This window comes from Kitasatospora sp. NPDC059827 (genome assembly GCF_042731675.1).
Classification (GTDB): Bacteria; Actinomycetota; Actinomycetes; order Streptomycetales; family Streptomycetaceae; genus Kitasatospora.
In genome coordinates, this window is record NZ_JBHWIV010000122.1 from 1 (window position 1) to 20,083 (window position 20,083).

Annotated in this window: 24 protein-coding genes; 4 read left to right on the forward strand and 20 right to left on the reverse strand. The window is 73.4% G+C overall.

Going from position 1 to position 20,083, the window contains the following annotated elements:
- Positions 1-47: 47 nt before the first annotated feature.
- From trpA to hisI, 10 genes are all read right to left on the reverse strand, one after another.
- Positions 48-857 (reverse strand): tryptophan synthase subunit alpha, encoded by an 810-nt coding sequence (gene trpA, locus ACFV8H_RS38655; RefSeq protein ID WP_380409086.1) that lies wholly within the window; start codon positions 855-857, stop codon positions 48-50.
- 2 nt (positions 858-859) lie between these two features.
- Entirely contained in the window at positions 860-2,128 is a 1,269-nt protein-coding gene (gene trpB, locus ACFV8H_RS38660) for a tryptophan synthase subunit beta (RefSeq protein ID WP_375893356.1), read from the reverse strand.
- 50 nt (positions 2,129-2,178) lie between these two features.
- A complete protein-coding gene (gene trpM, locus ACFV8H_RS38665; RefSeq protein ID WP_375893354.1) occupies positions 2,179-2,328 on the reverse strand; it encodes a tryptophan biosynthesis modulator TrpM in 150 nt (49 codons plus the stop codon).
- 10 nt (positions 2,329-2,338) lie between these two features.
- Positions 2,339-3,145, reverse strand: a complete 807-nt coding sequence (trpC, locus tag ACFV8H_RS38670; RefSeq protein ID WP_375893352.1) for an indole-3-glycerol phosphate synthase TrpC — start codon at positions 3,143-3,145, stop codon at positions 2,339-2,341.
- Positions 3,146-3,371: 226 nt separating this feature from the next.
- Positions 3,372-3,812: a DUF2752 domain-containing protein gene (locus ACFV8H_RS38675; protein WP_380409089.1), complete on the reverse strand. Its 441-nt coding sequence runs from the start codon at positions 3,810-3,812 to the stop codon at positions 3,372-3,374.
- Positions 3,813-3,898: 86 nt separating this feature from the next.
- Positions 3,899-4,174: an HGxxPAAW family protein gene (locus ACFV8H_RS38680; protein WP_375893350.1), complete on the reverse strand. Its 276-nt coding sequence runs from the start codon at positions 4,172-4,174 to the stop codon at positions 3,899-3,901.
- A 136-nt stretch (positions 4,175-4,310) separates the two neighbouring features.
- Complete coding sequence (locus ACFV8H_RS38685) at positions 4,311-4,916, reverse strand: TIGR02234 family membrane protein (protein WP_380409091.1); 606 nt, start codon at positions 4,914-4,916, stop codon at positions 4,311-4,313.
- A complete protein-coding gene (locus ACFV8H_RS38690; RefSeq protein WP_380409093.1) occupies positions 4,913-5,419 on the reverse strand; it encodes a Uma2 family endonuclease in 507 nt (168 codons plus the stop codon). Before ACFV8H_RS38690 ends, ACFV8H_RS38685 begins: the two co-directional genes overlap by 4 nt.
- Positions 5,420-5,438: 19 nt before the next feature.
- Complete coding sequence (locus ACFV8H_RS38695; RefSeq protein ID WP_380409095.1) at positions 5,439-6,959, reverse strand: anthranilate synthase component I; 1,521 nt, start codon at positions 6,957-6,959, stop codon at positions 5,439-5,441.
- 48 nt (positions 6,960-7,007) lie between these two features.
- Positions 7,008-7,379, reverse strand: a complete 372-nt coding sequence (gene hisI / locus ACFV8H_RS38700) for a phosphoribosyl-AMP cyclohydrolase (protein WP_375893343.1) — start codon at positions 7,377-7,379, stop codon at positions 7,008-7,010.
- A gap of 133 nt (positions 7,380-7,512) precedes the next feature.
- On the opposite strand from hisI, the gene ACFV8H_RS38705 reads away from it, so the two are divergent.
- A complete protein-coding gene (locus ACFV8H_RS38705; protein WP_380409097.1) occupies positions 7,513-8,088 on the forward strand; it encodes a hypothetical protein in 576 nt (191 codons plus the stop codon).
- Between the two features lie 115 nt (positions 8,089-8,203).
- On the opposite strand, the gene aspS is transcribed toward ACFV8H_RS38705, so the two are convergent.
- Positions 8,204-9,514: an aspartate--tRNA(Asn) ligase gene (gene aspS / locus ACFV8H_RS38710; protein WP_380409099.1), complete on the reverse strand. Its 1,311-nt coding sequence runs from the start codon at positions 9,512-9,514 to the stop codon at positions 8,204-8,206.
- A 374-nt stretch (positions 9,515-9,888) separates the two neighbouring features.
- Here aspS and ACFV8H_RS38715 point away from each other — a divergent pair, with 374 nt between their 5' ends.
- Complete coding sequence (locus ACFV8H_RS38715) at positions 9,889-10,527, forward strand: TIGR03085 family metal-binding protein (RefSeq protein ID WP_375893340.1); 639 nt, start codon at positions 9,889-9,891, stop codon at positions 10,525-10,527.
- Positions 10,528-10,536: 9 nt separating this feature from the next.
- On the opposite strand, the gene ACFV8H_RS38720 is transcribed toward ACFV8H_RS38715, so the two are convergent.
- Positions 10,537-11,094: a hypothetical protein gene (locus ACFV8H_RS38720; protein ID WP_380409101.1), complete on the reverse strand. Its 558-nt coding sequence runs from the start codon at positions 11,092-11,094 to the stop codon at positions 10,537-10,539.
- Positions 11,095-11,371: 277 nt separating this feature from the next.
- Between ACFV8H_RS38720 and ACFV8H_RS38725 the strand changes: the two genes are divergently transcribed.
- Positions 11,372-12,151, forward strand: a complete 780-nt coding sequence (locus ACFV8H_RS38725) for a VOC family protein (RefSeq protein ID WP_380409103.1) — start codon at positions 11,372-11,374, stop codon at positions 12,149-12,151.
- A gap of 90 nt (positions 12,152-12,241) precedes the next feature.
- Here ACFV8H_RS38725 and hisF read toward each other — a convergent pair whose 3' ends face one another.
- From hisF to hisD, 8 genes are read right to left on the reverse strand one after another with little or no spacing between them, the layout of a single operon-like run.
- Positions 12,242-13,012 carry an imidazole glycerol phosphate synthase subunit HisF gene (gene hisF, locus ACFV8H_RS38730; RefSeq protein ID WP_380409105.1) on the reverse strand — a complete coding sequence of 257 codons (771 nt, stop codon included), beginning with the start codon at positions 13,010-13,012 and terminating at the stop codon, positions 12,242-12,244.
- Positions 13,009-13,449, reverse strand: a complete 441-nt coding sequence (locus ACFV8H_RS38735) for a RidA family protein (protein WP_380409107.1) — start codon at positions 13,447-13,449, stop codon at positions 13,009-13,011. Before ACFV8H_RS38735 ends, hisF begins: the two co-directional genes overlap by 4 nt.
- On the reverse strand, positions 13,446-14,171 hold the full coding sequence (priA, locus tag ACFV8H_RS38740; RefSeq protein WP_375893442.1) for a bifunctional 1-(5-phosphoribosyl)-5-((5-phosphoribosylamino)methylideneamino)imidazole-4-carboxamide isomerase/phosphoribosylanthranilate isomerase PriA: 726 nt from the start codon (positions 14,169-14,171) through the stop codon (positions 13,446-13,448). Before priA ends, ACFV8H_RS38735 begins: the two co-directional genes overlap by 4 nt.
- Positions 14,172-14,188: 17 nt before the next feature.
- Complete coding sequence (gene hisH, locus ACFV8H_RS38745; RefSeq protein ID WP_375893332.1) at positions 14,189-14,824, reverse strand: imidazole glycerol phosphate synthase subunit HisH; 636 nt, start codon at positions 14,822-14,824, stop codon at positions 14,189-14,191.
- A gap of 31 nt (positions 14,825-14,855) precedes the next feature.
- A complete protein-coding gene (locus ACFV8H_RS38750) occupies positions 14,856-15,008 on the reverse strand; it encodes a hypothetical protein (RefSeq protein WP_188302392.1) in 153 nt (50 codons plus the stop codon).
- Positions 15,005-15,598: an imidazoleglycerol-phosphate dehydratase HisB gene (gene hisB / locus ACFV8H_RS38755; protein WP_380409110.1), complete on the reverse strand. Its 594-nt coding sequence runs from the start codon at positions 15,596-15,598 to the stop codon at positions 15,005-15,007. Before hisB ends, ACFV8H_RS38750 begins: the two co-directional genes overlap by 4 nt.
- A gap of 6 nt (positions 15,599-15,604) precedes the next feature.
- Positions 15,605-16,705, reverse strand: coding sequence for a histidinol-phosphate transaminase (locus ACFV8H_RS38760; protein ID WP_380409112.1), 1,101 nt, complete (start codon positions 16,703-16,705; stop codon positions 15,605-15,607).
- The gene (gene hisD, locus ACFV8H_RS38765) at positions 16,702-18,009 is read right to left on the reverse strand and encodes a histidinol dehydrogenase (RefSeq protein WP_380409114.1); all 1,308 of its coding nucleotides are present in this window, start codon (positions 18,007-18,009) and stop codon (positions 16,702-16,704) included. Before hisD ends, ACFV8H_RS38760 begins: the two co-directional genes overlap by 4 nt.
- A 91-nt stretch (positions 18,010-18,100) precedes the next feature.
- On the opposite strand from hisD, the gene ACFV8H_RS38770 reads away from it, so the two are divergent.
- Positions 18,101-19,678: an oxidoreductase gene (locus tag ACFV8H_RS38770; protein WP_380409116.1), complete on the forward strand. Its 1,578-nt coding sequence runs from the start codon at positions 18,101-18,103 to the stop codon at positions 19,676-19,678.
- The last annotated feature ends 405 nt before the right edge of the window (positions 19,679-20,083 follow it).

The following is a 20,083-nucleotide window of genomic DNA, read 5'->3' on the forward strand; positions in this document are numbered from 1 at the left end:
CCCTCGGAGGGGGGAACGGGCCGCCGGCCGACGACTGCTGCCGCGGGTCAGCGCCTGCGCACGCCCGCCGCCAGCTCCCCGGCCAGCGCGCGGACCGCGGCCAGTCCGGCTGCCTCGTCCGTACCGGCCTCCAGGATCCGCTTCACGAACGCGGAGCCGACGATCACCCCGTCCGCGAACCGGGCGACCTCGGCCGCCTGCACGGCGTCGGAGACGCCGAGTCCGACGCAGACCGGCAGGTCGGTGGTGGCCCGGGTCCGGGCGACCAGGTCCTCGGCCAGCGAGCCGACCGCCGACCGCGTCCCGGTCACCCCCATGACGGCGGCCGCGTAGACGAAGCCGCTCCCGGCCGCCGTGACCTCCGCCAGCCGCGCGTCCTTGCTGCTCGGCGCGACCACGAACACGGTGTCCAGCCCGTGCTCGTCCGCCGCCTTGCGCCACTCCTCGGACTCCTCCACCGGAAGGTCCGGCAGGATGCACCCCGCCCCGCCCGCGGCGGCCAGGTCGGCCGCGAAGCGCGCCACCCCGTACCGGTCGACCGGGTTCCAGTAGGTCATCACCAGCACCGCCGTCCCCGGGTGGGCGGCGGCGGCCTCCTGGACGGTCCGCAGCACGTCCTTGATCCGCACCCCGCCCCGCAGCGCGATGTCGTCCGCGGTCTGGATCACGGCCCCGTCCAGGACCGGGTCGGAGTGCGGCAGTCCGATCTCGACGACGTCGCAGCCGCCCTCGATCAGCGCGTCGACCGCCCGGATCCCGCCGTCGACCGTGGGGAACCCGGCCGGGAGGTACCCGATCAGCGCGGCCCGGTCCTCGGCCTTGGCCGCCGCCAGCACGGTGCTCAGCTTCGAAGCCATGATCACTTACCCCCCTCGGCCGCGCCGCCGGCCGCATCGCCGGAACCGGCCGGCGCGTCGTAGAGCCCGAAGTACTGGGCCGCGGTGTGCATGTCCTTGTCGCCGCGCCCGGAGAGCGAGACCAGGATGGTCGCCTCCGGTCCGAGCTCGCGGCCCAGCTCCAGCGCGCCGGCCAGCGCGTGGGCGCTCTCGATGGCCGGGATGATCCCCTCCGTGCGGGAGAGCAGCCGCAGCGCCTGCATCGCCGCGTCGTCGGTGACCGGCCGGTACTCGGCCCGCCCGGTGTCCTTGAGCCAGGCGTGCTCCGGCCCGACGCCGGGGTAGTCCAGCCCGGCCGAGATGGAGTGCGACTCGATGGTCTGCCCGTCCTCGTCCTGGAGGACGTACGTCCGGGAGCCGTGCAGCACGCCGGGGTCGCCCTTGGTCAGGGTGGCCGCGTGCCGGGGGGTGTCGGCGCCCTCGCCGGCCGCCTCGCAGCCGATCAGCCGCACGCCGGCGTCCGGGATGAACTCGTGGAAGATGCCCATCGCGTTGGAGCCGCCGCCGACGCAGGCCACGACCGCGTCGGGCAGCCGCCCGGTCCGGTCGAGCACCTGCTGGCGCGCCTCGACGCCGATGACCCGGTGGAAGTCGCGGACCATCATCGGGAAGGGGTGCGGCCCGGCGACCGTCCCGAACAGGTAGTGGGTGGAGTCGACGTTGGCGACCCAGTCGCGGAAGGCCTCGTTGATGGCGTCCTTGAGCGTCCGCGAGCCGGACTTGACGGCGACGACCTCGGCCCCGAGCATCCGCATCCGGGCGACGTTGAGCGCCTGGCGCTCGGTGTCGACCTCGCCCATGTAGATGGTGCAGTCGAAGCCGAACAGGGCGCAGGCGGTGGCGGTGGCCACCCCGTGCTGGCCGGCGCCGGTCTCGGCGATGATCCGGGTCTTGCCCATCCGCCGGGTGAGCAGGGCCTGGCCCAGCACGTTGTTGATCTTGTGCGAGCCGGTGTGGTTGAGGTCCTCGCGCTTGAGCAGGATCCGCGCGCCGCCCGCCTCGGCGGAGAAGCGGTGCACGTCGGTCAGCGGGCTCGGGCGCCCGGTGTAGTCCTTGAGCAGCCCGTCCAGCTCGGCGGTGAAGGCCGGGTCGGTCTTGGCCTTCTCGTACTCCTCGGCGACCTGCTCGACCGCGGCGACCAGCGCCTCGGGGATGAAGCGGCCGCCGTACGCGCCGAAGTAGCCGCGGGCGTCCGGCACCTGGGCGCCGGGCAGGTAGTCCTTCTCGGACATGTGGTTTCCCTTGACGGAGATGGATGACGGTGACGTCTGATTCGGCTGGTTCAGCCGCGCGTCGTGCGCCATCGCCGTCCGGGTACCTGACCGGGCTCGCACCCGATCACGTACCGCACCCGACGCCCCAGCACCCGGCGTGCGGGCGCGCGGCAGCCGCGCGGGCGGCAGCCGGGGGCGAGTCGGGTGGCGATCTTCATCGGGGCGGTGTCAGTCCTTGTGCCGGACGGCGGGGTGGGCACCGGCCGCGACCAGGTCGGCGACCGCGGCCCGCGGGTCCTTGCCGGTCACCAGGGACTCGCCGACCAGCACCGCGTCGGCGCCCAGGTTGGCGTAGCTGATCACGTCCAGCGGGCCGCGCACACCGGACTCGGCGATCTTGACGATGCCGTCCGGAATGGCGTGGGCGACGTTCTCGAAGGTGTTGCGGTCCACTTCGAGGGTCTTCAGGTTGCGGGCGTTGACGCCGATGATCCGCGCCCCGGCGTCCACCGCGCGCCTGATCTCCTCCTCGTCGTGCACCTCGACCAGCGGGGTGAGGCCGATCGACTCGGCGCGCTCGATCAGCGACACCAGGGCCGGCTGGTCGAGGGCGGCGACGATCAGCAGCGCGAGGTCGGCGCCGTGGGCGCGGGCCTCCCACAGCTGGTAGGCGGTGACGATGAAGTCCTTGCGCAGCAGCGGGGTGTCCACCTCGGCGCGAACGGCGTCCAGGTCGGCGAGCGACCCGCCGAAGCGGCGCTGCTCGGTCAGCACGCTGATCGCCGCGGCACCGCCGGCCGCGTAGTCGCGGGCCAGGGCCGCCGGGTCGGCGATCGAGGCCAACGCGCCCTTGGACGGGCTGGAGCGCTTGACCTCGCAGATCACCCGGATCCCGTCGCCCTTGAGGGCGGCGACGCCGTCCTTGGCCTCCGGGGCCTTGGCCGCGAGCGCCTTGAGCTCGTCCAGGGAGACCCGGGCCTGCCGCTCGGCGAGGTCCTCGCGGACCCCTTCGATGATCGAGTCGAGCACACTCACTCAGGAGCCCCCATCATTTCTGCTGGTTCGCCAGCGCGAGCCGGACGGGCAGGAGCCCGTCGGCCCTTCGATGGTATCGGCACCCGGGTGCGCACAGCGCATCCGCCCGGCCCGCGTCTCGCGGAACGGGACACTCCCCGGTACGGCTCTCAGCTGCGGCTTCACCGGCTCTCCACCGGCCGGGGCCGGGCCGGCCCCGGGCCGGCTCCGACCCGCCGGGCCCGGCTCAGACCACCGGCGGCGCCAGCCCGGCCCCCACCGGCAGGTTCCGCACTACCGCGAACACCAGCACCAGCAGGCCGATCAGCGCCCAGCGCCGGGCGCCCACCGAGACCCGCACCGGCGGCCCGCCGGTCAGCGCCGCCCAGGCCCAGCGCAGCCAGAGCAGCGCCAGCACCGCGAACAGCAGGACGGCCACCGCGTTGTCGTGCAGCGCGCCGGTGAGGTCCCCGTGGGCCAGCGCGTGGACGCAGCGCAGGCCCCCGCAGCCGGGGCACCACCAGCCGGTCGCGGCCAGGAAGGGGCAGTCGGGGTAGTGCCCGGGGGCGTTCGGGTCCACCGCCGCGACGTACCCGGCGGGAACGGCCACCGCCGCCAGCGCGGCCAGCGGCGGGACCGTCCGGCGCAGCACGGGCGGCGGGGCGGAGGTGGTGGGGGCGGCGTTCACGCCCCGATTGTGCCCGCGCCGGGCCCGGACGGAACGAAACGGCGGGCGTGGCGCGCCCGCCGTTCGGTTGTGCGAATACCCGCTGGTCAGGCGGCGACGGCCTCGCGGGCCTCGACGGCCGCCCGGCGGGCGGCGTGCTGCTCCGCGACCGACTTGTAGACGTTGGTGCTGGCCTGCTTGCCCATGCCGGCCATCGACATGGCCTTGCCGACGATACCGCCCACCAGGACGACCGCCAGACCGGCCCAGACGAGCAGCGGCGACGGCAGGATCATCGCGACGCCCGCGATGCCGAAGCCGACGAAGGAGATGACGACGCCGGTCCAGGCGGCGGGGTTGTGGCCGTGTGCTGCTGCTGACATCGATGGTGCTCCTAGGCTCTCGGGGCCCGGCCGGGCCTGCGGGGCCGCCGGCGGGTTGACGGTTCCCATTGTGCCGGGCCACACACCGGCCCCCCAAAGCGGGTGGCCCGTCTATCGCGTCACACCACGGCGAGCTCTAAACGGCGGTCGGGTCCTCGCCGCGGTCCAGGGCCTTCCACAGGTCCCCGGGGGTGTCGGCCTTCGCCGGGGCCTTGCGGGTCGGCGCCTCGTAGCGGCTGCCCATGGCCGGCCAGCCGCGGCCGTGACGCAGGGTGATCAGCCCGGCCACGGCGAGCAGCAGTCCGCCGGCCAGCGCGACCCAGGGCCAGCCGGTGTGCGACACCTCGGTGGCGGTGGAGCCGGCCAGCGCCAGCTTGCCGGAGGCGGCGCTGTCCAGCGCGGCGGTGTCCGAGGCCCCGGCCACCGAGGCGGCGGCCGCGCCCAGCCCGGCCAGCAGGGTCAGCGCGCCGACCGCGAGCCGGCCCGCGCCGCGCACCGCGAACACCGCGACGGCCGCGGCCAGGCCCACCAGGGCCAGCCCGCCGGGCAGTTCGGAGATCTTGCCGCCGGTGACCGACACGTCCAGGGTGCCGGCCCGGCCCTCGGCCCAGGTCCGCCCGGCCGCGGTCAGCACCAGCACGGCGCTCAGCACGGTCAGCAGCAGCATCACGCCGAGCGTGCGGCGGCCTGCCCCGGACGGGGCGGGAGCGGCGGGGGCGGGGGTCTGGTCTGCAGCGGTCACCCGTCCACTATCCCCCGGGCCACGCCCCGCGCCGTACCCGGGGTGGGGAACTCGTCCGTGCGCAGCACCACCGTGCGCCCGCCCAGCGGCAGGAACAGGTCGTTGCCGAAGGGCACCCGTTCGGCCTCCCGGTACACCCCGCCGGGGGACGGCGCGGTGTGCACGGTGCAGGCGGCGGCCGCCGGGTCGACCACCACGTACAGCGGCACGCCGCTCTCCGCGCAGGCCCGCGCCCAGGCGTGGTCGCGGCCCGGGTGGGCCACCTCCAGCACCACCTCGGCCGCGGCGGCCGCGTACCGGCCCCGGGCGTTGTGGCCGGCGTCTGCGGCGAGGACCACCAGGTCCGGGGCGAGCGGGCCGTGCGCGGCCGGGAAGTCGATCAGGACGCGGGACAACACCCGTCCCCGGCCCCCGAGTTCGCCCCGGATCTGGACGGCCGCGCCGAACACGACCTCCCAGCGCAGCTCGTCGTACGGCAGCTCGTCGTACGGCAGCTCGGGCATCCGGCCGCCTCCTCACACCTCAGGACAGTTCCGGCCTCCGCAGCGTATTGGCGGTGGCGACGGCCCGCAGCACGGCGGCCGCCTTGTTGCGGCACTCGGTGTCCTCGCCGTGCGGGTCCGAGTCGGCGACCACGCCGGCGCCCGCCTGCACGTACGCGGTGCCGTCGCGCAGCACCGCGGTGCGGATCGCGATCGCGGTGTCGGAGTCCCCGGCGAAGTCCAGGTAGCCGACGCAGCCGCCGTACAGGCCGCGGCGGGTGGGCTCCAGCTCCTCGATGATCCGCATCGCCCGCGGCTTGGGCGCGCCGGACAGGGTGCCCGCCGGGAAGCAGGCCGTCAGCACGTCGAAGGCGCTGCGCCCGGGGGCGACCTTGCCGGTCACCGTCGAGACGATGTGCATCACGTGGCTGTAGCGCTCGATCTGCATGAAGTCGACCACCTCGACGCTGCCCGGCTCGCAGACCCGCCCCAGGTCGTTGCGGCCCAGGTCGACCAGCATCAGGTGCTCGGCCCGCTCCTTGGGGTCGGCCAGCAGCTCGGCGGCCAGCGCCGCGTCCTCGTGCGGGGTCGCGCCGCGGTGCCGGGTGCCGGCGATCGGGTGCAGCATCGCCTCCCCCTCGGTGACCTTGACCAGCGCCTCCGGGCTGGAGCCGACCACGTCGAAGCCGCCCTCGGCGCCGCCGTCCGGGCCGGGGAAGCGGAACAGGTACATGTACGGGCTCGGGTTGGTGGTGCGCAGCACGCGGTAGACGTCCAGGGCGGAGGCCGGGCAGGGCGCCTCGAAGCGCTGCGAGGGCACCACCTGGAAGGCCTCGCCGGCCCGGATCCGCTCCTTGATCTCCTCCACCGCGGCCCGGTACGGCGCCCCGCCGAACGGCGAGTGCACCTCCCCCGGGCCGGCCGGGGTGAAGGTCGCCAGGCCCGGGTCGACCGGCTTCAACAGGCCGGCCTCCATCGCGTCCAGGCGCGCCACCGCGTCCGCGTACGCCTCGTCCACGCCGCTCGCCAGGTCGTTGTGGTTGACGGCGTTGGCGATCAGCAGCACCGTGCCGTCGGAGTGGTCGAGCACCGCGAGGTCGGTGGCCAGCAGCATGGTCAGCTCGGGGAGCCCGAGGTCGTCCGGGTTCAGGTCCGGCAGCTTCTCCAGCCGGCGGACGACGTCGTACCCGAGGTAGCCGACCAGGCCGCCGGTCAGCGGCGGCAGGCCGTCGTCGGCGCGCCGCGGGGTGTGCAGCGCCTCCAGGGCGGCCCGCAGCACCTCCAGCGGGTCGCCGCCGGTCGGGATGCCGACCGGCGGGGTGCCCAGCCAGCGGGCGCCGCCGTCGGGGTCGACGGTCAGCGCGGCGGCGCTGTGCACGCCCACGAAGGAGTAGCGCGACCAGTTGCCCTGCTCGGCGGACTCCAGCAGGAAGGTGCCCGGGCGCTCCTCGGCGAGGCTGCGGTACAGGCCGATCGGGGTGAGGCCGTCCGCGAGGAGCCTGCGGGTGACGGGGATGACCCGGGTGTCGACGGCGAGCTTGCGGAAGGCTTCGAGGTCCATGCGGGGCGGCACCTTCTGGATTCTGGGGTCGGCTGTGGTCGGGGTGGGTCAGGAGAGCGGGAGGACGTCGGCGTCGAAGCAGGTCCGGTCGCCGGTGTGGCAGGCCGCGCCGGTCTGGTCGACCTTCACCAGCAGGGTGTCGCCGTCGCAGTCCAGGGCCACCGACTTGACCGCCTGGACGTGACCGGAGGTGTCGCCCTTCACCCAGTACTCGTTGCGGCTGCGGCTCCAGTAGGTGCAGCGGCCGGTGGTGAGCGTGCGGTGCAGCGCCTCGTCGTCCATCCAGCCCAGCATCAGCACCTCGCCGGTGTCGTACTGCTGCGCGACGGCCGGGACCAGTCCGTCCTCGGTGCGCTTGAGGCGGGCGGCGATCGCGGGGTCGAGCGCGGTGGAGCCGGGGGCGGCGGGTGTGGTGGACATGGGGCCATTGTGTCAGCCCCTCCGGACCGCGATCCGCTCCGTCCGGGCGGTGAACCGTTCGCGGGCGTCCCGTTCGGGGTCAGTTCCGCCAACCGCCTGCCGGGGGCGGCCCCGGTGGTCCATCCTCGGGGCCATGACCTCCGAGCAGCCGCCCGAAGCCGCCGCCACCCGTCCGCCCCGGAGCCTGGTGATCACCGTCGCCGCCGTCCTGGCCGTACTGCTCGCGGTGGTGGCCACCGTGCTGCTCTGGCCCGAGGACGCCCCGAAGCCCGCCGCCGCCCCGCCCCCGCCCTCGGCCACCCCGACCCCCACCCCCACCCCGACGCCGACCCCCACCCCCACCAGGTCCCAACCCCCGTACGCCTACTTCCCGGTGGGCACCTGCTTCGACCACCCCCAGCTCAGCCCCGTCATCACCAAGGCCGAACAACGCCCCTGCACCGGCGACCACGACGGCGAGGTCATCGCCACCCCCAAGCTCCCCGACGGCCTCACCGGCGAGATCCCCCTCTCCCTCGCCATGCGCGACGGCTGCAAGGACGCCGAGACCACCGCCAAGTCCCACCAGAGCGACGGCCGCACCTACTACCCCCGCCAGTTCGGCCCCGCCCTCACCAACTACAAGGACGGCTGGCGCGACTACACCTGCACCCTCACCGCCGGCAACAAACAGGGCAGCCCCAAACTCACCACCCCGCTCCACCCGTGAGCCGGGGCCCGCAGGCCCCGGCCGGCCTCCGCAGGGGCCACGGGAACTCTCCCTCCTGCACCGGAAGTCGGCACGGCCGACTTCCGGTGCAGAGAGCGGAACCGGGCCGATCCTGCTACGGAGTCAGCCGGTTGGGGCCGCGGAACAGGAAGGTGGCCTCGCGGATCGAGGGCAGGCCGAGCAGGACCATCAGGACCCGGCCGAGGCCCATACCGAAGCCGCCGTGCGGGGGGCAGCCGTAGCGGAAGGTGTTGAGGTAGTCCCGCATCGGCTCCGGGCTCATGCCCCGCTCGGCGGCCTGCGCCAGCAGCACGTCGTGGCGGTGCTCGCGCTGGGCGCCGGTGGTGATCTCCAGGCCTTTCCACAGCAGGTCGAAGCTCAGGGTCACGCCCGGGTCCTCGGCGGAGCGCTTGTGGTAGAAGGGCCGGATGCCGGCCGGGTAGTGGGTGACGAAGGCGAACTCGTGCCCGGTGACCGCCCGGAGGTGGGCCGCGACGGCCCGTTCGCCCTCCGGGTCGAGGTCGGCCTTGACGCCCTCCCGGTCCCAGCCGCCCTTGCGGAGGATCTCCTGAGCCTCGGCCATGGTGATCCGGGGGAAGGGCGTGGTGGGCACGGTGACCTCGACGCCGAACTGCTCGGCGATCGCCCGGCCGTGCCGCTCGGCGACCTCGGCGATGGCGTGGGCGAGCATCCGCTCCTCGAAGGCCATCACCTCCTCGACGTCGTCGATCCAGGCCAACTCCACGTCGACACCGGTGAATTCGGTGGCGTGCCGGGAGGTGTAGGACGGTTCGGCGCGGAAGACGGGACCGATCTCGAAGACCTTGTCGATGCCGGCCGCGATCGCCATCTGCTTGTAGAACTGCGGCGACTGCGCCAGGTAGGCGCTGCGGCCGAAGTAGCCGAGCTCGAAGACCTCGGCACCGGACTCCGAGGCGGTGCCCATGAGTTTGGGGGTGTGCATCTCGGTGGCGCCCTGCGCGTGGGCGTACCCGCGCAGACCCTGTTCCAGGGTCGTCTGCACGGCGAACACCAGTTGGGCGGCGGGGCGGCGGCGCACGTCGAGGAAGCGCCAGTCCAACCGCTGCTCCGGGCCGGTGCGGTCGTCGATCGGCAGCGGCGTGGCGGCCGGGTTGAGGACCTCGACGGCCTCGGGGACGACTTCCAGGCCGCCGAGCTTGACCTGGGCCGCCTCCACGACGCGGCCGGTGATCCGCACGGCGGACTCGGGGGTGAGGGCGTCGAGGACGGCCTCCAGCGGCCCGCCGTCGCGCCGGTGGGTGACCTGCACCAGGCCGGTGGCGTCCCGGACCAGGACGAACTGCACGGTGCGCTGCAGGCGGAGGGTGTTCACCCACCCGCAGACGGAGACGGTACGGCCGAGGTGTTCTCCCAGCTCGGAGACACGGACGCGGCTGTGGATCATTGAGGTCCTCCGGAGGACGTCGTCATGATCCCTTGGGAGTGCGGGCGAGAAGGGTGACTCGCGGTACCACCGCACTTTCGCCGCCACCGCAGTGGCGGCCTCGTTCGGCCCGTTGACGGGGGCCGGCCGGCGGGGCATTGGACCCGGGTGGGGCCGTTCCTCCCCGCGCTCGGGAGGGTCTTCGCCTCGGGACGCGGGACCGCCTTCCCAGCTGCCGGCGGCTCTCTCTGCTCGCGTGATCCCTGGCTACTCGTCTCCGTCGACGCGTTGCCCAGGAGGATACGAAGCCGCGGCGGCCGTGGCAATCGAGATTCCTCCGCAACGGAAAGCCCCGGCCCGGTCCGGCCGCGGCGGTGCACCCCTAGGCTGGCGGCATGTCGAACCACGCGCTCGCCGAGCGCCACCGCCTCGCCGAACTGCTCGCCGCCGCCGGGCCGGACGCGCCCACGCTGTGTGCCGGGTGGAGTACCCGGGACCTGGCCGCGCATCTGGTGGTCCGGGAACGCCGGGCCGATGCGGCGGCGGGGATCCGGGTCGGCGCCCTGGCCGGTCACACCCAGCGGGTGCAGGACGGGTACGCGCAGCGCCCGTACGAGGAGCTGGTGCGGTTGTTCCGGGCCGGGCCGCCGGTGTTCTCGCTGTTCGCGCTGCCCGGTGCGGACGAGGTGGCGAACACCGTGGAGTACTTCGTGCACGCCGAGGACGTCGCCCGGGCGGGCGACGACCGGGCGGTGCGGCCCGTCCCGCCCGGCCGGGCCGAGGCCCTGTGGCGGCGGCTGCCGATGATCGCGCGGTTCGAGGCGGGCCGCCGTTCCCCCGTGCGGCTCGCGCTGACCCGCCCGGACGGGCAGTCGCTGACGGTCGGTCCGGCCGGCGCCCCGGTGGTCCGGATCACCGGCGAACCGGGTGAGCTGGTCCTGTTCGTCTACGGCCGCGGGGCCCGCACCGAGCTCGCCGTGGACGGTGACGGGGACGCCGTCGAGGCGCTCCGGCACGTCCTGCCGCTCCCCTAACCGGCGGCCCTAACCCTGGTCGCCCCCGCCCGTCCCGTACTCCGGGTGCCGGACCAGCCACTCCCCCTCGCCGCCCGTCGCGGCCTCGGTGGCGCCCGAGAAGCCGTAGTGGATCGGCCCGCCGTCGTCGGTGCCCAGCCAGCGGGCGTCCGCGAGCTGCACCGAGAGGGCGGACGGGCCGGCCGGGGCGGGCTGCTCCAGCACCAGCTCGTGCGCGCCCTCGCCGGGGCGGAAGGTCACCGCGGTCTCGGTGCCGGGCCGGTGGCGGAAGGCGCCGCGGGCGTCCGCCCAGTACGCGGCCACCGTCACGGAGAGTGTGCCGTCCGGGCTGCCGGTGCCCGGCCGGACGTACTCCTCCTCGGGCACCCAGCGGGCGTGGTGCCGGAGTTCCTCGCCGGCCCGGCGCTCGTCCCAGCGCACCCAGTAGCCCGCGATCCGTTTGACGGTCATGGCCTCGCGGACGACCCGGACGGCGGTCCGTGCCGGGCCGACCGGGGCGCTGGCGGCGAGGGAGACCACCGTCACCTGTTCGTAGGTCACCTCGCCGTCGTCGGCGTACTGCTCCATCACCGGTGAACCACCTTGCCGGGTCGTCGGATTGGTCGCGCCGTCGGCCCGTTCGTCCGGGTCGCGGCCGCGTGGGACGAGCCTAGGGCGGCGGCGGGGTGCTCCGGGGCGATGCCGCCGTTCCGGCCCCGGGAGCCCGGTCGTCCGGCTACCCTGCCCGGCGCGGCCCCGCCCAGCCGCCTCCCGGCTGCGGATGTCAGTGCCCGGGGGCAGACTCGCAGGTGGCCGGGGTCCGCCCCGGGCAACCTGGTCACTCTCCGTCGAAGGGCCCCACCTCATGCTCACCACCGACTTCCCCCTCGGCTCGCCCTGCTGGATCGACCTGGGCAGCCCGGACATCCCGGCCACCGCGGCGTTCTACGGCAGGGTCTTCGGCTGGACCTTCCAGGAGGTCCCCGAGACGGGCGGCTACGGCTTCCTCCAGCTGGACGGCAGGACGGTCGGCGCCCTCGGCCACCTCGACGGCGGCGCGCGGTCCGCCTGGACGACGTACTTCCGCACCGCCGACGTGGACGCGACCGTCAAGGCGGCCGAGCAGTCCGGTGCCACGGTCCGGGTCCCGCCGATGGACGTCATGCAGGAGGGGCGGTTCGCGGCGCTGACCGATCCGCAGGGCGCCGAGTTCGCGGTCTGGCAGTCCGGGAACACGGTCGGGCTGGACGCCGTGTCCGAGGACAACACGCTGGTCTGGTCGGAGCTGCACACCCGGGACCAGGACGGCGGATTCTCCTTCTACCACGGGCTGTTCGGCTGGCGGGTGGAGAACTTCGAGCCGTCCCCGGGGATGAACTACCGGGTGATCTCCACCGCCGAGGGCGACCAGCAGCAGACGAGCTTCGGCGGCATCGCCCCGACCATGCAGCCGGAGCAGCCCTCCGCCTGGACGCCGTACTTCGCCGCCAACGACGTGGACGCGCTGGTCACCAAGGCGACGGCGGCGGGCGGTACGGTGCTGATGCCGGCCTCGGACGTGGAGAACGTCGGCCGGATCGCCTGGGTGGCGGACCCGAACGGCGCCCCGTTCGCGCTGATCAAGGGCGAGCCCCGCGAGTCCTGAGCACGCGAGTCGCGACCACGCGAGTCGCGACCACGCGTGAGGGCCCGCTGCTCAGCAGGAGCAGCAGGCCCTCACGCACGACGGATCACGTCACCGGACGGGGTGCCCGGCCTCCCGCAGCGCGTTCTTGACCTCGCCGATCCGCAGGTCCCCGAAGTGGAAGACGCTGGCCGCGAGGACGGCGTCCGCGCCGGCCTCGACGGCCGGGGCGAAGTCGCCGAGCTTCCCGGCGCCGCCGGAGGCGATGACCGGCACCGAGACGGCCTTGCGCACGGCGCGGATCATCTCCAGGTCGTAGCCGTCCTTGGTGCCGTCGGCGTCCATCGAGTTGAGCAGGATCTCGCCCGCGCCCAGCTCGGCCGCCCGGCCGGCCCACTCGACGGCGTCCAGGCCGGTGCCCCGGCGCCCGCCGTGGGTGGTGACCTCGTAGCCCGAGGCGGTCTCCACGCCCTCGCCGCAGCGCCGGGCGTCGACCGACAGCACCAGCACCTGCCGCCCGAAGCGCCGGGCGATCTCGCGGACCAGTTCGGGCCGGGCGATGGCCGCGGTGTTGACCCCGACCTTGTCGGCGCCGGCCCGCAGCAGCTGGTTCACGTCCTCGACGGCCCGGATGCCGCCGCCGACGGTGAGCGGGATGAACACCTGCTCGGCGGTGCGGCGCACCACGTCGTAGGTGGTCTCGCGGTCGCCGGAGGAGGCGGTGATGTCGAGGAAGGTCAGCTCGTCGGCGCCTTCGGCGTCGTAGAGCTTGGCCATCTCGACCGGGTCGCCGGCGTCGCGCAGGTTCTGGAAGTTGACTCCCTTGACCACCCGCCCGGCGTCCACGTCCAGGCAGGGGATGACACGTACGGCGAGGGTCACGGCTGCTTGCCTTCCAGGGCTTCCAGGGTCATTGCCAGCCCGGTGCGGTACGCGTCGATCTCGACCTCGACCATCATCCGGGAGTCGATCAGCCCGTCGACCACCACCATGGTGGCCACCGGGCGTGCGGCGTCGAAGAGTCGGCGGTGGGCGCGGCCCACCTCCTCGGCGTCGCGGGCGTGGGTGATGTACATCCGGGTGCGGATGACGTCGTCCGCGGTCAGACCGTACGCGGCCAGGGCGGAGAGCCCGACGCCGAACGCGGCGAGGGTCTGCCGGTACGGGTCGCCCTCGTGCTCGATCCGGCCGTTCACCCAGGCGGTGGTGCCGGCCACGTGCACGTGGTCGCCCGCGGCGACCGCCCGGGAGTAGCCGAACTCCTCCTCCCAGGGGGAGAATCCCGTGACCCGACCGCGTACGATCCGACCTTCCGTCATCCGGAAACCGCCTCCAGGGCCTCTTCGAGGGTGAACTTCTGCTCGTAGAGTGCCTTGCCCACGATGGCGCCCTCGACACCCAGGTCGACGAGACCGGCGATGGCGCGCAGGTCGTCGAGGGAGGAGACGCCGCCGGAGGCGACGACGGGGCGGTCGGTGGCGCCGCAGACGTCGCGCAGCAGCTGGAGGTTGGGGCCGGTGAGGGTGCCGTCGCGGTTGACGTCGGTGACGACGTAGCGGGTGCAGCCCTCGGCGTTCAGCCGCTCCAGGACGTCGAAGAGCTGGCCGCCGTCGCGGGTCCAGCCGCGGCCGCGCAGGGTGGTGCCGACCACGTCCAGGCCGACGGCGATCTTGTCGCCGTGCTCGGCGATGGCCTTGGCGACCCACTCGGGGGCCTCCAGGGCGGCGGTGCCGAGGTTGACCCGGGTGCAGCCGGTGGCGAGGGCGCGGGCGAGCGACTCGTCGTCGCGGATGCCGCCGGACAGCTCGACCTTGATGTCCAGCTGTCCGGTGACCTCGCGCAGCAGCTCGTAGTTGGTGCCGGTGCCGAAGGCGGCGTCCAGGTCGACCAGGTGGAGCCACTCGGCGCCGGCGTTCTGCCAGGCGAGGGCGGCGGCCAGCGGCTCGCCGAAGGAGGTCTCGGTGCCGGAGGCGCCCTTGACCAGGCGGACGGCCTGGCCGTCGCGGACGTCGACGGCGGGCAGCAGCTCAAGGCTCATCAGTAGCAACTCTCAGACGTTCAGAGGGTGTTGACCCAGTTGGTCAGCAGGGCGGCGCCGGCGTCGCCGGACTTCTCGGGGTGGAACTGGGTGGCCCAGAGCGGGCCGTTCTCGATCGCGGCGACGAACGGCTGCCCGTGCGTGGCCCAGGTGACCAGCGGCGGGTTGATCCGCGCGCTGTGGGTCTCCAGCTCCCAGTGCCGCACGCCGTAGGAGTGCACGAAGTAGAAGCGGGTCTCCGGGTCGAGGCCGGCGAACATCCGGCTGCCCTCGGGCACGTCCACGGTGTTCCAGCCCATGTGCGGGACGACCGGGGCGTCCAGCGGCTCGACGGTGCCGGGCCACTCGTCGCAGCCGGGCGTCTCCACCCCGTGCTCGACGCCCTTCTCGAAGAGGATCTGCATGCCCACGCAGATGCCCATGACCGGGCGGCCCCCGGCGAGCCGGCGGCCGATGATCCAGTCGCCGCGGACGGACTTGAGGCCGCGCATGCAGGCCTCGAAGGCGCCCACGCCGGGGACGAGCAGGCCGTCCGCGGCCATCGCGGTGTCGTAGTCGGAGCTGACCGTGACGTTCGCCCCGGTCCGCTCCAGGGCGCGCTGCGCGGAGCGGAGGTTGCCGGAGCCGTAGTCGAGGACGACGACGTTCTTGCCCATGTTCAGGTGTCCAGTCTCTCTGCTACGGGTGTTACAGGCGCATGAGGCCGGAGCCCAGGCACATCACGGCCCCGATGGCCAGCACCAGGATGACGCCCTTCGGCAGCTTCTGCTTCCAGAAGGAGATCACCCCGCCCGCCAGGAAGAGGCCGACGAAGAGGAGGATCGTCGCGGTCTTGTTCACAGCGCACCCTTGGTCGAGGGGAGGATGCCGGCCGCGCGCTGGTCCCGCTCGGCGGCGTAGCGCAGCGCCCGGGCCAGGGCCTTGAACTGGCACTCCACGATGTGGTGCGCGTTGCGCCCGTACGGGACGTGCACGTGCAGCGCGATCTGCGCCTGGGCCACGAAGGACTCCAGGATGTGCCGGGTCATCGTGGTGTCGTAGCTGCCGATCATCGGCGCCATGCCCGCGGGCTCGGTGTGCACCAGGTAGGGCCGGCCGGAGAGGTCGACGGTGACCTGGGCGAGCGACTCGTCCAGCGGCACCGTGCAGTTGCCGAAGCGGTAGATGCCGACCTTGTCGCCGAGCGCCTGCTTGAAGGCGGCGCCGAGCGCGAGGGCGGTGTCCTCGATGGTGTGGTGGGTGTCGATGTGCAGGTCGCCGTCGGTCTTGACGGTGAGGTCGAACAGACCGTGGCGGCCGAGCTGGTCGAGCATGTGGTCGTAGAAGCCGACGCCGGTGGAGATGTCGGTCTTGCCGGTTCCGTCGAGGTCTATCTCGACCAGGACGGAGGTCTCCTTGGTGGTGCGCTCGACGCGTCCGATGCGGGACATGAGGGGTTACAGCTCCTTGATCACTCTACGGACGGCGTCCAGGAAGGCGTCGTTCTCGGCGGGCGTGCCGGCGGTGACGCGCAGCCACCCGGGGACCCCGTTGTCACGGACCAGGACACCCTGGTCGAGGATGGCCCGCCACACGGCGTGGGTGTCGGCGAAGCGGCCGAACTGGACGAAGTTGGCGTCCGAGTCGGTCACCTCCAGGCCCGTCGCGCGCAGCGCGTCCACCAGCCGGTCGCGCTCATCCTTGAGCCGGCCGACGTACCCCAGCAGGGTGTCGGTGTGCTCCAGGCAGGCCAGCGCGGTGGCCTGGGTGACGGCCGACAGGTGGTACGGCAGCCGGACCAGTTGGACGGCGTCGACCACGGCCGGGTCGGCGGCCAGGTAGCCGAGGCGCAGCCCGGCGGCGCCGAAGGCCTTGGACATGGTGCGGGTGACCACCAGGTTGGGGCGGCCCTCGATCAGCGGCAGCAGCGAGGCGCGGTGCGAGAACTCGACGTACGCCTCGTCCACGACCACCAGGCTGGGCCGGGCGGCCTGCGCGGCCTCGTACAGCCGCAGGACGGTCTCCGCCGCGACGGCCGTGCCGGTCGGGTTGTTCGGCGAGCAGATGAACACCACGTTCGGCCGGTGCTCGGCGATCGCGGCGAGGGCGGCGTCCACGTCGATGGTGAAGTCGTCGTCGCGGGGGCCGGAGATCCAGGCGGTGCCGGTGCCCCGGGAGATCAGCGCGTGCATCGAGTAGGAGGGCTCGAAGCCGAGCGCGGTGCGGCCGGGGCCGCCGAAGGTCTGCAGCAGCTGCTGGAGGACCTCGTTGGAGCCGTTGGCGGCCCACACCTGCTCGCGGGCGACCGGGAAGCCGGTGCTGCGGGTCAGGTACGCGGCGAGGCCCTCGCGCAGCTCGACCGCGTCCCGGTCGGGGTAGCGGTTGAGGTGGCGGGCGGCCTCGGCGACGCGCTCGGCGATCCGGGCCACCAGCTCCTCGGGCAGCGGGTACGGGTTCTCGTTGGTGTTCAGCTGGACGGGGACGTCCAACTGCGGTGCGCCGTACGGGGACTGGCCGCGCAGCTCGTCCCGGATGGGCAGGTCGTCGATGTTCGTCACGCGCCGGGAACCGTCCAATCGAACCGAGCCTTGACGGCGTCACCGTGACCGGGGAGGTCCTCGGCGTTCGCCAGGTTGACCACGTGCGCGGCGACGTCCGCGAGCGCCTGCCGGTCGTACTCGACGACCTGGACGCCGCGCAGGAAGGTCTGCACCGACAGCCCGGAGGAGTGGCAGGCGCAGCCGCCGGTCGGCAGCACGTGGTTGGAGCCGGCCGCGTAGTCGCCCAGCGAGACCGGGGTCCAGCGGCCGATGAAGATCGCGCCGGCGTTGACGACCTTCGCCGCCACCGCGTGCGGGTCGCGGGTCTGGATCTCCAGGTGCTCGGCCGCGTAGGCGTTGACCACGGCGAGGCCCTGCTCCAGGTCGTCGACCAGGATGATGCCGGACTGGCGGCCGCCGAGCGCCTCGGCGACCCGCTCGCTGTGCTTGGTCCGGCCGACCTGGGCGACCAGCTCGACCTCGACCGCGTCGGCGAGCTCCGGGGAGTCGGTGACCAGCACCGAGCCGGAGGTGGGGCCGTGCTCGGCCTGGCTGATCAGGTCGGCGGCGACGTCGCCGGGCAGCGCGCTGTCGTCGGCGAGGACGGCGATCTCGGTCGGGCCGGCCTCGGAGTCGATGCCGATCCGGCCGGCGAAGAAGCGCTTGGCGGCGGCGACGTAGATGTTGCCCGGGCCGGTGACCATGTTCACCGGCGCGCACTCCTCGGTGCCCAGGGCGAACATCGCGACCGCCTGGGCGCCGCCGACGGAGTAGACCTCGGCCACGCCGAGCAGCGCGCAGGCCGCCAGGATGGTCGGGTGGACGCGGCCCCCGAACTCCTTCTGCGGCGGCGAGGTCACCGCGATGCCCCGGACGCCCGCCTCCTGGGCCGGCACCACGTTCATCACCACGGAGGACGGGTAGACCGCCAGCCCGCCCGGCACGTACAGGCCGACCCGCTCGACCGGCACCCAGCGCTGGGTGACCGTGCCGCCCGGCACCACCTGGGTGGTGTGCCCGGTGCGGCGCTGGTCGGCGTGCACGGCCCGGGCGCGGCGGATCGACTCCTCCAGCGCGGCCCGCACCTTCGGGTCCAGCGTCTCCAGGGCCTCGGCCAGCTGCTCGGCGGGCACCCGGGTGGACTCCAGCCGGACGCCGTCGAAACGCTCGGTGATCTCGATCAGCGCCGCGACCCCGCGATGGCGTACGTCCTCGGCGATCGGCCGCACCTTCTCCAGGGCGGCCGCCACGTCGAACTCGGCACGGGGCAGCAGGGCACGCGGGTCGTCCAGCGAGCCGCGGAGGTCGATTCGAGAGATCACGCCACCCAGTGTAAGGAGTGGCCGGAACGGGTGGTCCCACATTTCAGTCCGTGATACGAAAGGCGAGACGACCGGGGGGACGGGGGAAACCATGGCGGAGAGCGCCCCGGAGAGCTGGACCGACACCGAACGGGAGCTCTGGGAGGCCTTCCGCGAGGGCGAGGTCTTCGAGCGCAGATGTGGCCGGGACGACATCGACGACCCCTTCGGGGACAGCCCCTGGGGGCCGGAGCGGACGGTCGGCGCCGACGTGCTGGCCCACCTGCTGCTGGCCGGGCCGCAACCCACCGCCGGGCGGGTCGCCTCGCTGCGGATGAGCGGGGTGAAGGTCACCGGCTCGCTCAACCTGGCCGGCGGCCACCTGGAACGGTACGTCGAACTGCGCGGCTGCCGCTTCGACCACAAGATCCTCATCTCGGAGGCCTCCGCCACCACCCTGCGGATGGTCGAGTGCGCGATCCCCCGGATCGAGGCCTCCCGGCTGTCCACCACCGGCGACCTCCACCTGGCCCGCTGCCGGATACCCGAGGGCATCCGGCTCACCGACGCCAAGATCGGCACCGACCTGCTGCTCAACCAGGCCGTCATCGGCGGCGACCGCTACGGCCGCGCGATCTCGGCCGACGGGATGACCGTCCACCAGGACCTCGAAGCCGAACGCCTGGAGACCCACGGTGAGTTGAGCGTCCGCACGGCCCGGATCGGCGGCCGCCTCTCGCTCCGCGGCGCCCAGCTGCACGCCGACCCGCACAACCGCGTCTGCCTCAACGCCGTCCGGCTCAACGTCGGCCACACCCTCTACCTGACCAGCTCCGCCGACGGCGGCTGGTTCGGCTCCCGCAGCTACTACGGCTCCGGCTACGGCCAGAGCCCGGCGCCCGGCGCCCCCAGCACCCCGTTCCGCGCCTACGGCCAGGTACGGCTCTCGGACGCCCGCTTCGACGCGGCCTGCCTGATCTCCGGCGAATTCCACCTGGAGGGTGACGACGAGCTGTCGCTGCGCCGCATCCACACCCCCGAACTGCGCTTCACCTGCACCTTCCGGCCCACCGGCACGGTCTCGCTCTCCCGCGCCCGGGTCGGCAACCTGGTCGACCGCCCGGACTCCTGGCCGCTCGGCAAGCACCTGGGCCTGACCGGCTTCGTCTACGAGAACCTCCGCCCCGCCGCGGCCTTCACCGTCCAGCAGCGGATCGCCTGGCTGGAGGGCTCCGCGGTGGACTTCCAGCCGGAGTCCTACGAGCAGCTCGCCGCCGCCCTGCGCCGCGACGGCGCCGACGACGACGCCCGCGAGGTGCTGTACGCCAAGCAGCGCCGCCGCCGGGAGACCCTGCCACTGCCCGCCCGGGGCTGGGGCCTGGTCCAGGACGTCACCGTCGGTTACGGCTACCGCCCCGGCCGCGCCGGCCTGTGGCTGCTGCTCGCCTGGGCCCTCGGCAGCATCTGGTTCGCCACCCACGAACCCGCCCCGCTCAAGGCCGACGAGAAACCGCACTGGAACGCGGTGCTCTACACCCTCGACCGGCTGCTGCCCATCGTCGACCTCAACCAGGGCGCCTGGAACCCCGGCGGCACCAGCCAATGGATCGCCGCCGGCCTCGTCATCGTCGGCTGGCTCCTCGCCTCCACCGTCGTCACCGGCGCCACCCGCCTCCTCCAACGCGGCTGACCGCCGACTTCTGCACAGGAAGTCGTCCAGGCCGACTCCCTACGCAGAAGCCCAAAGCCAGGGGTTCAACGACAAGTGGATCCCCCAGCCTTCCCGCCCCGCCGCGACGTGATCGCGGCGGGGCGGAAAGCAACCGGGGCCGAATCGGGACCTGATGAGAACTGGGCGGGGCCGCCCAAGACCCCCCTCCCCTCCCGCAAACCACAGAACGACGGCTGCCCCGGCCAAAGATTGGTCGGGGCAGCCGTAAACAGCCAATCAACACCTTCCATCTAAGCCCTGCCTTTCCGTTGCCGCTTCGGCCTCGCCGAAGCGGCAACGAAATCATGCACCGCCACTCCTGCACAGGAAGTCGGCCTGGCCGACTTCCTGTGCAGAAGCCAAAAGTCGGGGTCCGACTACAAC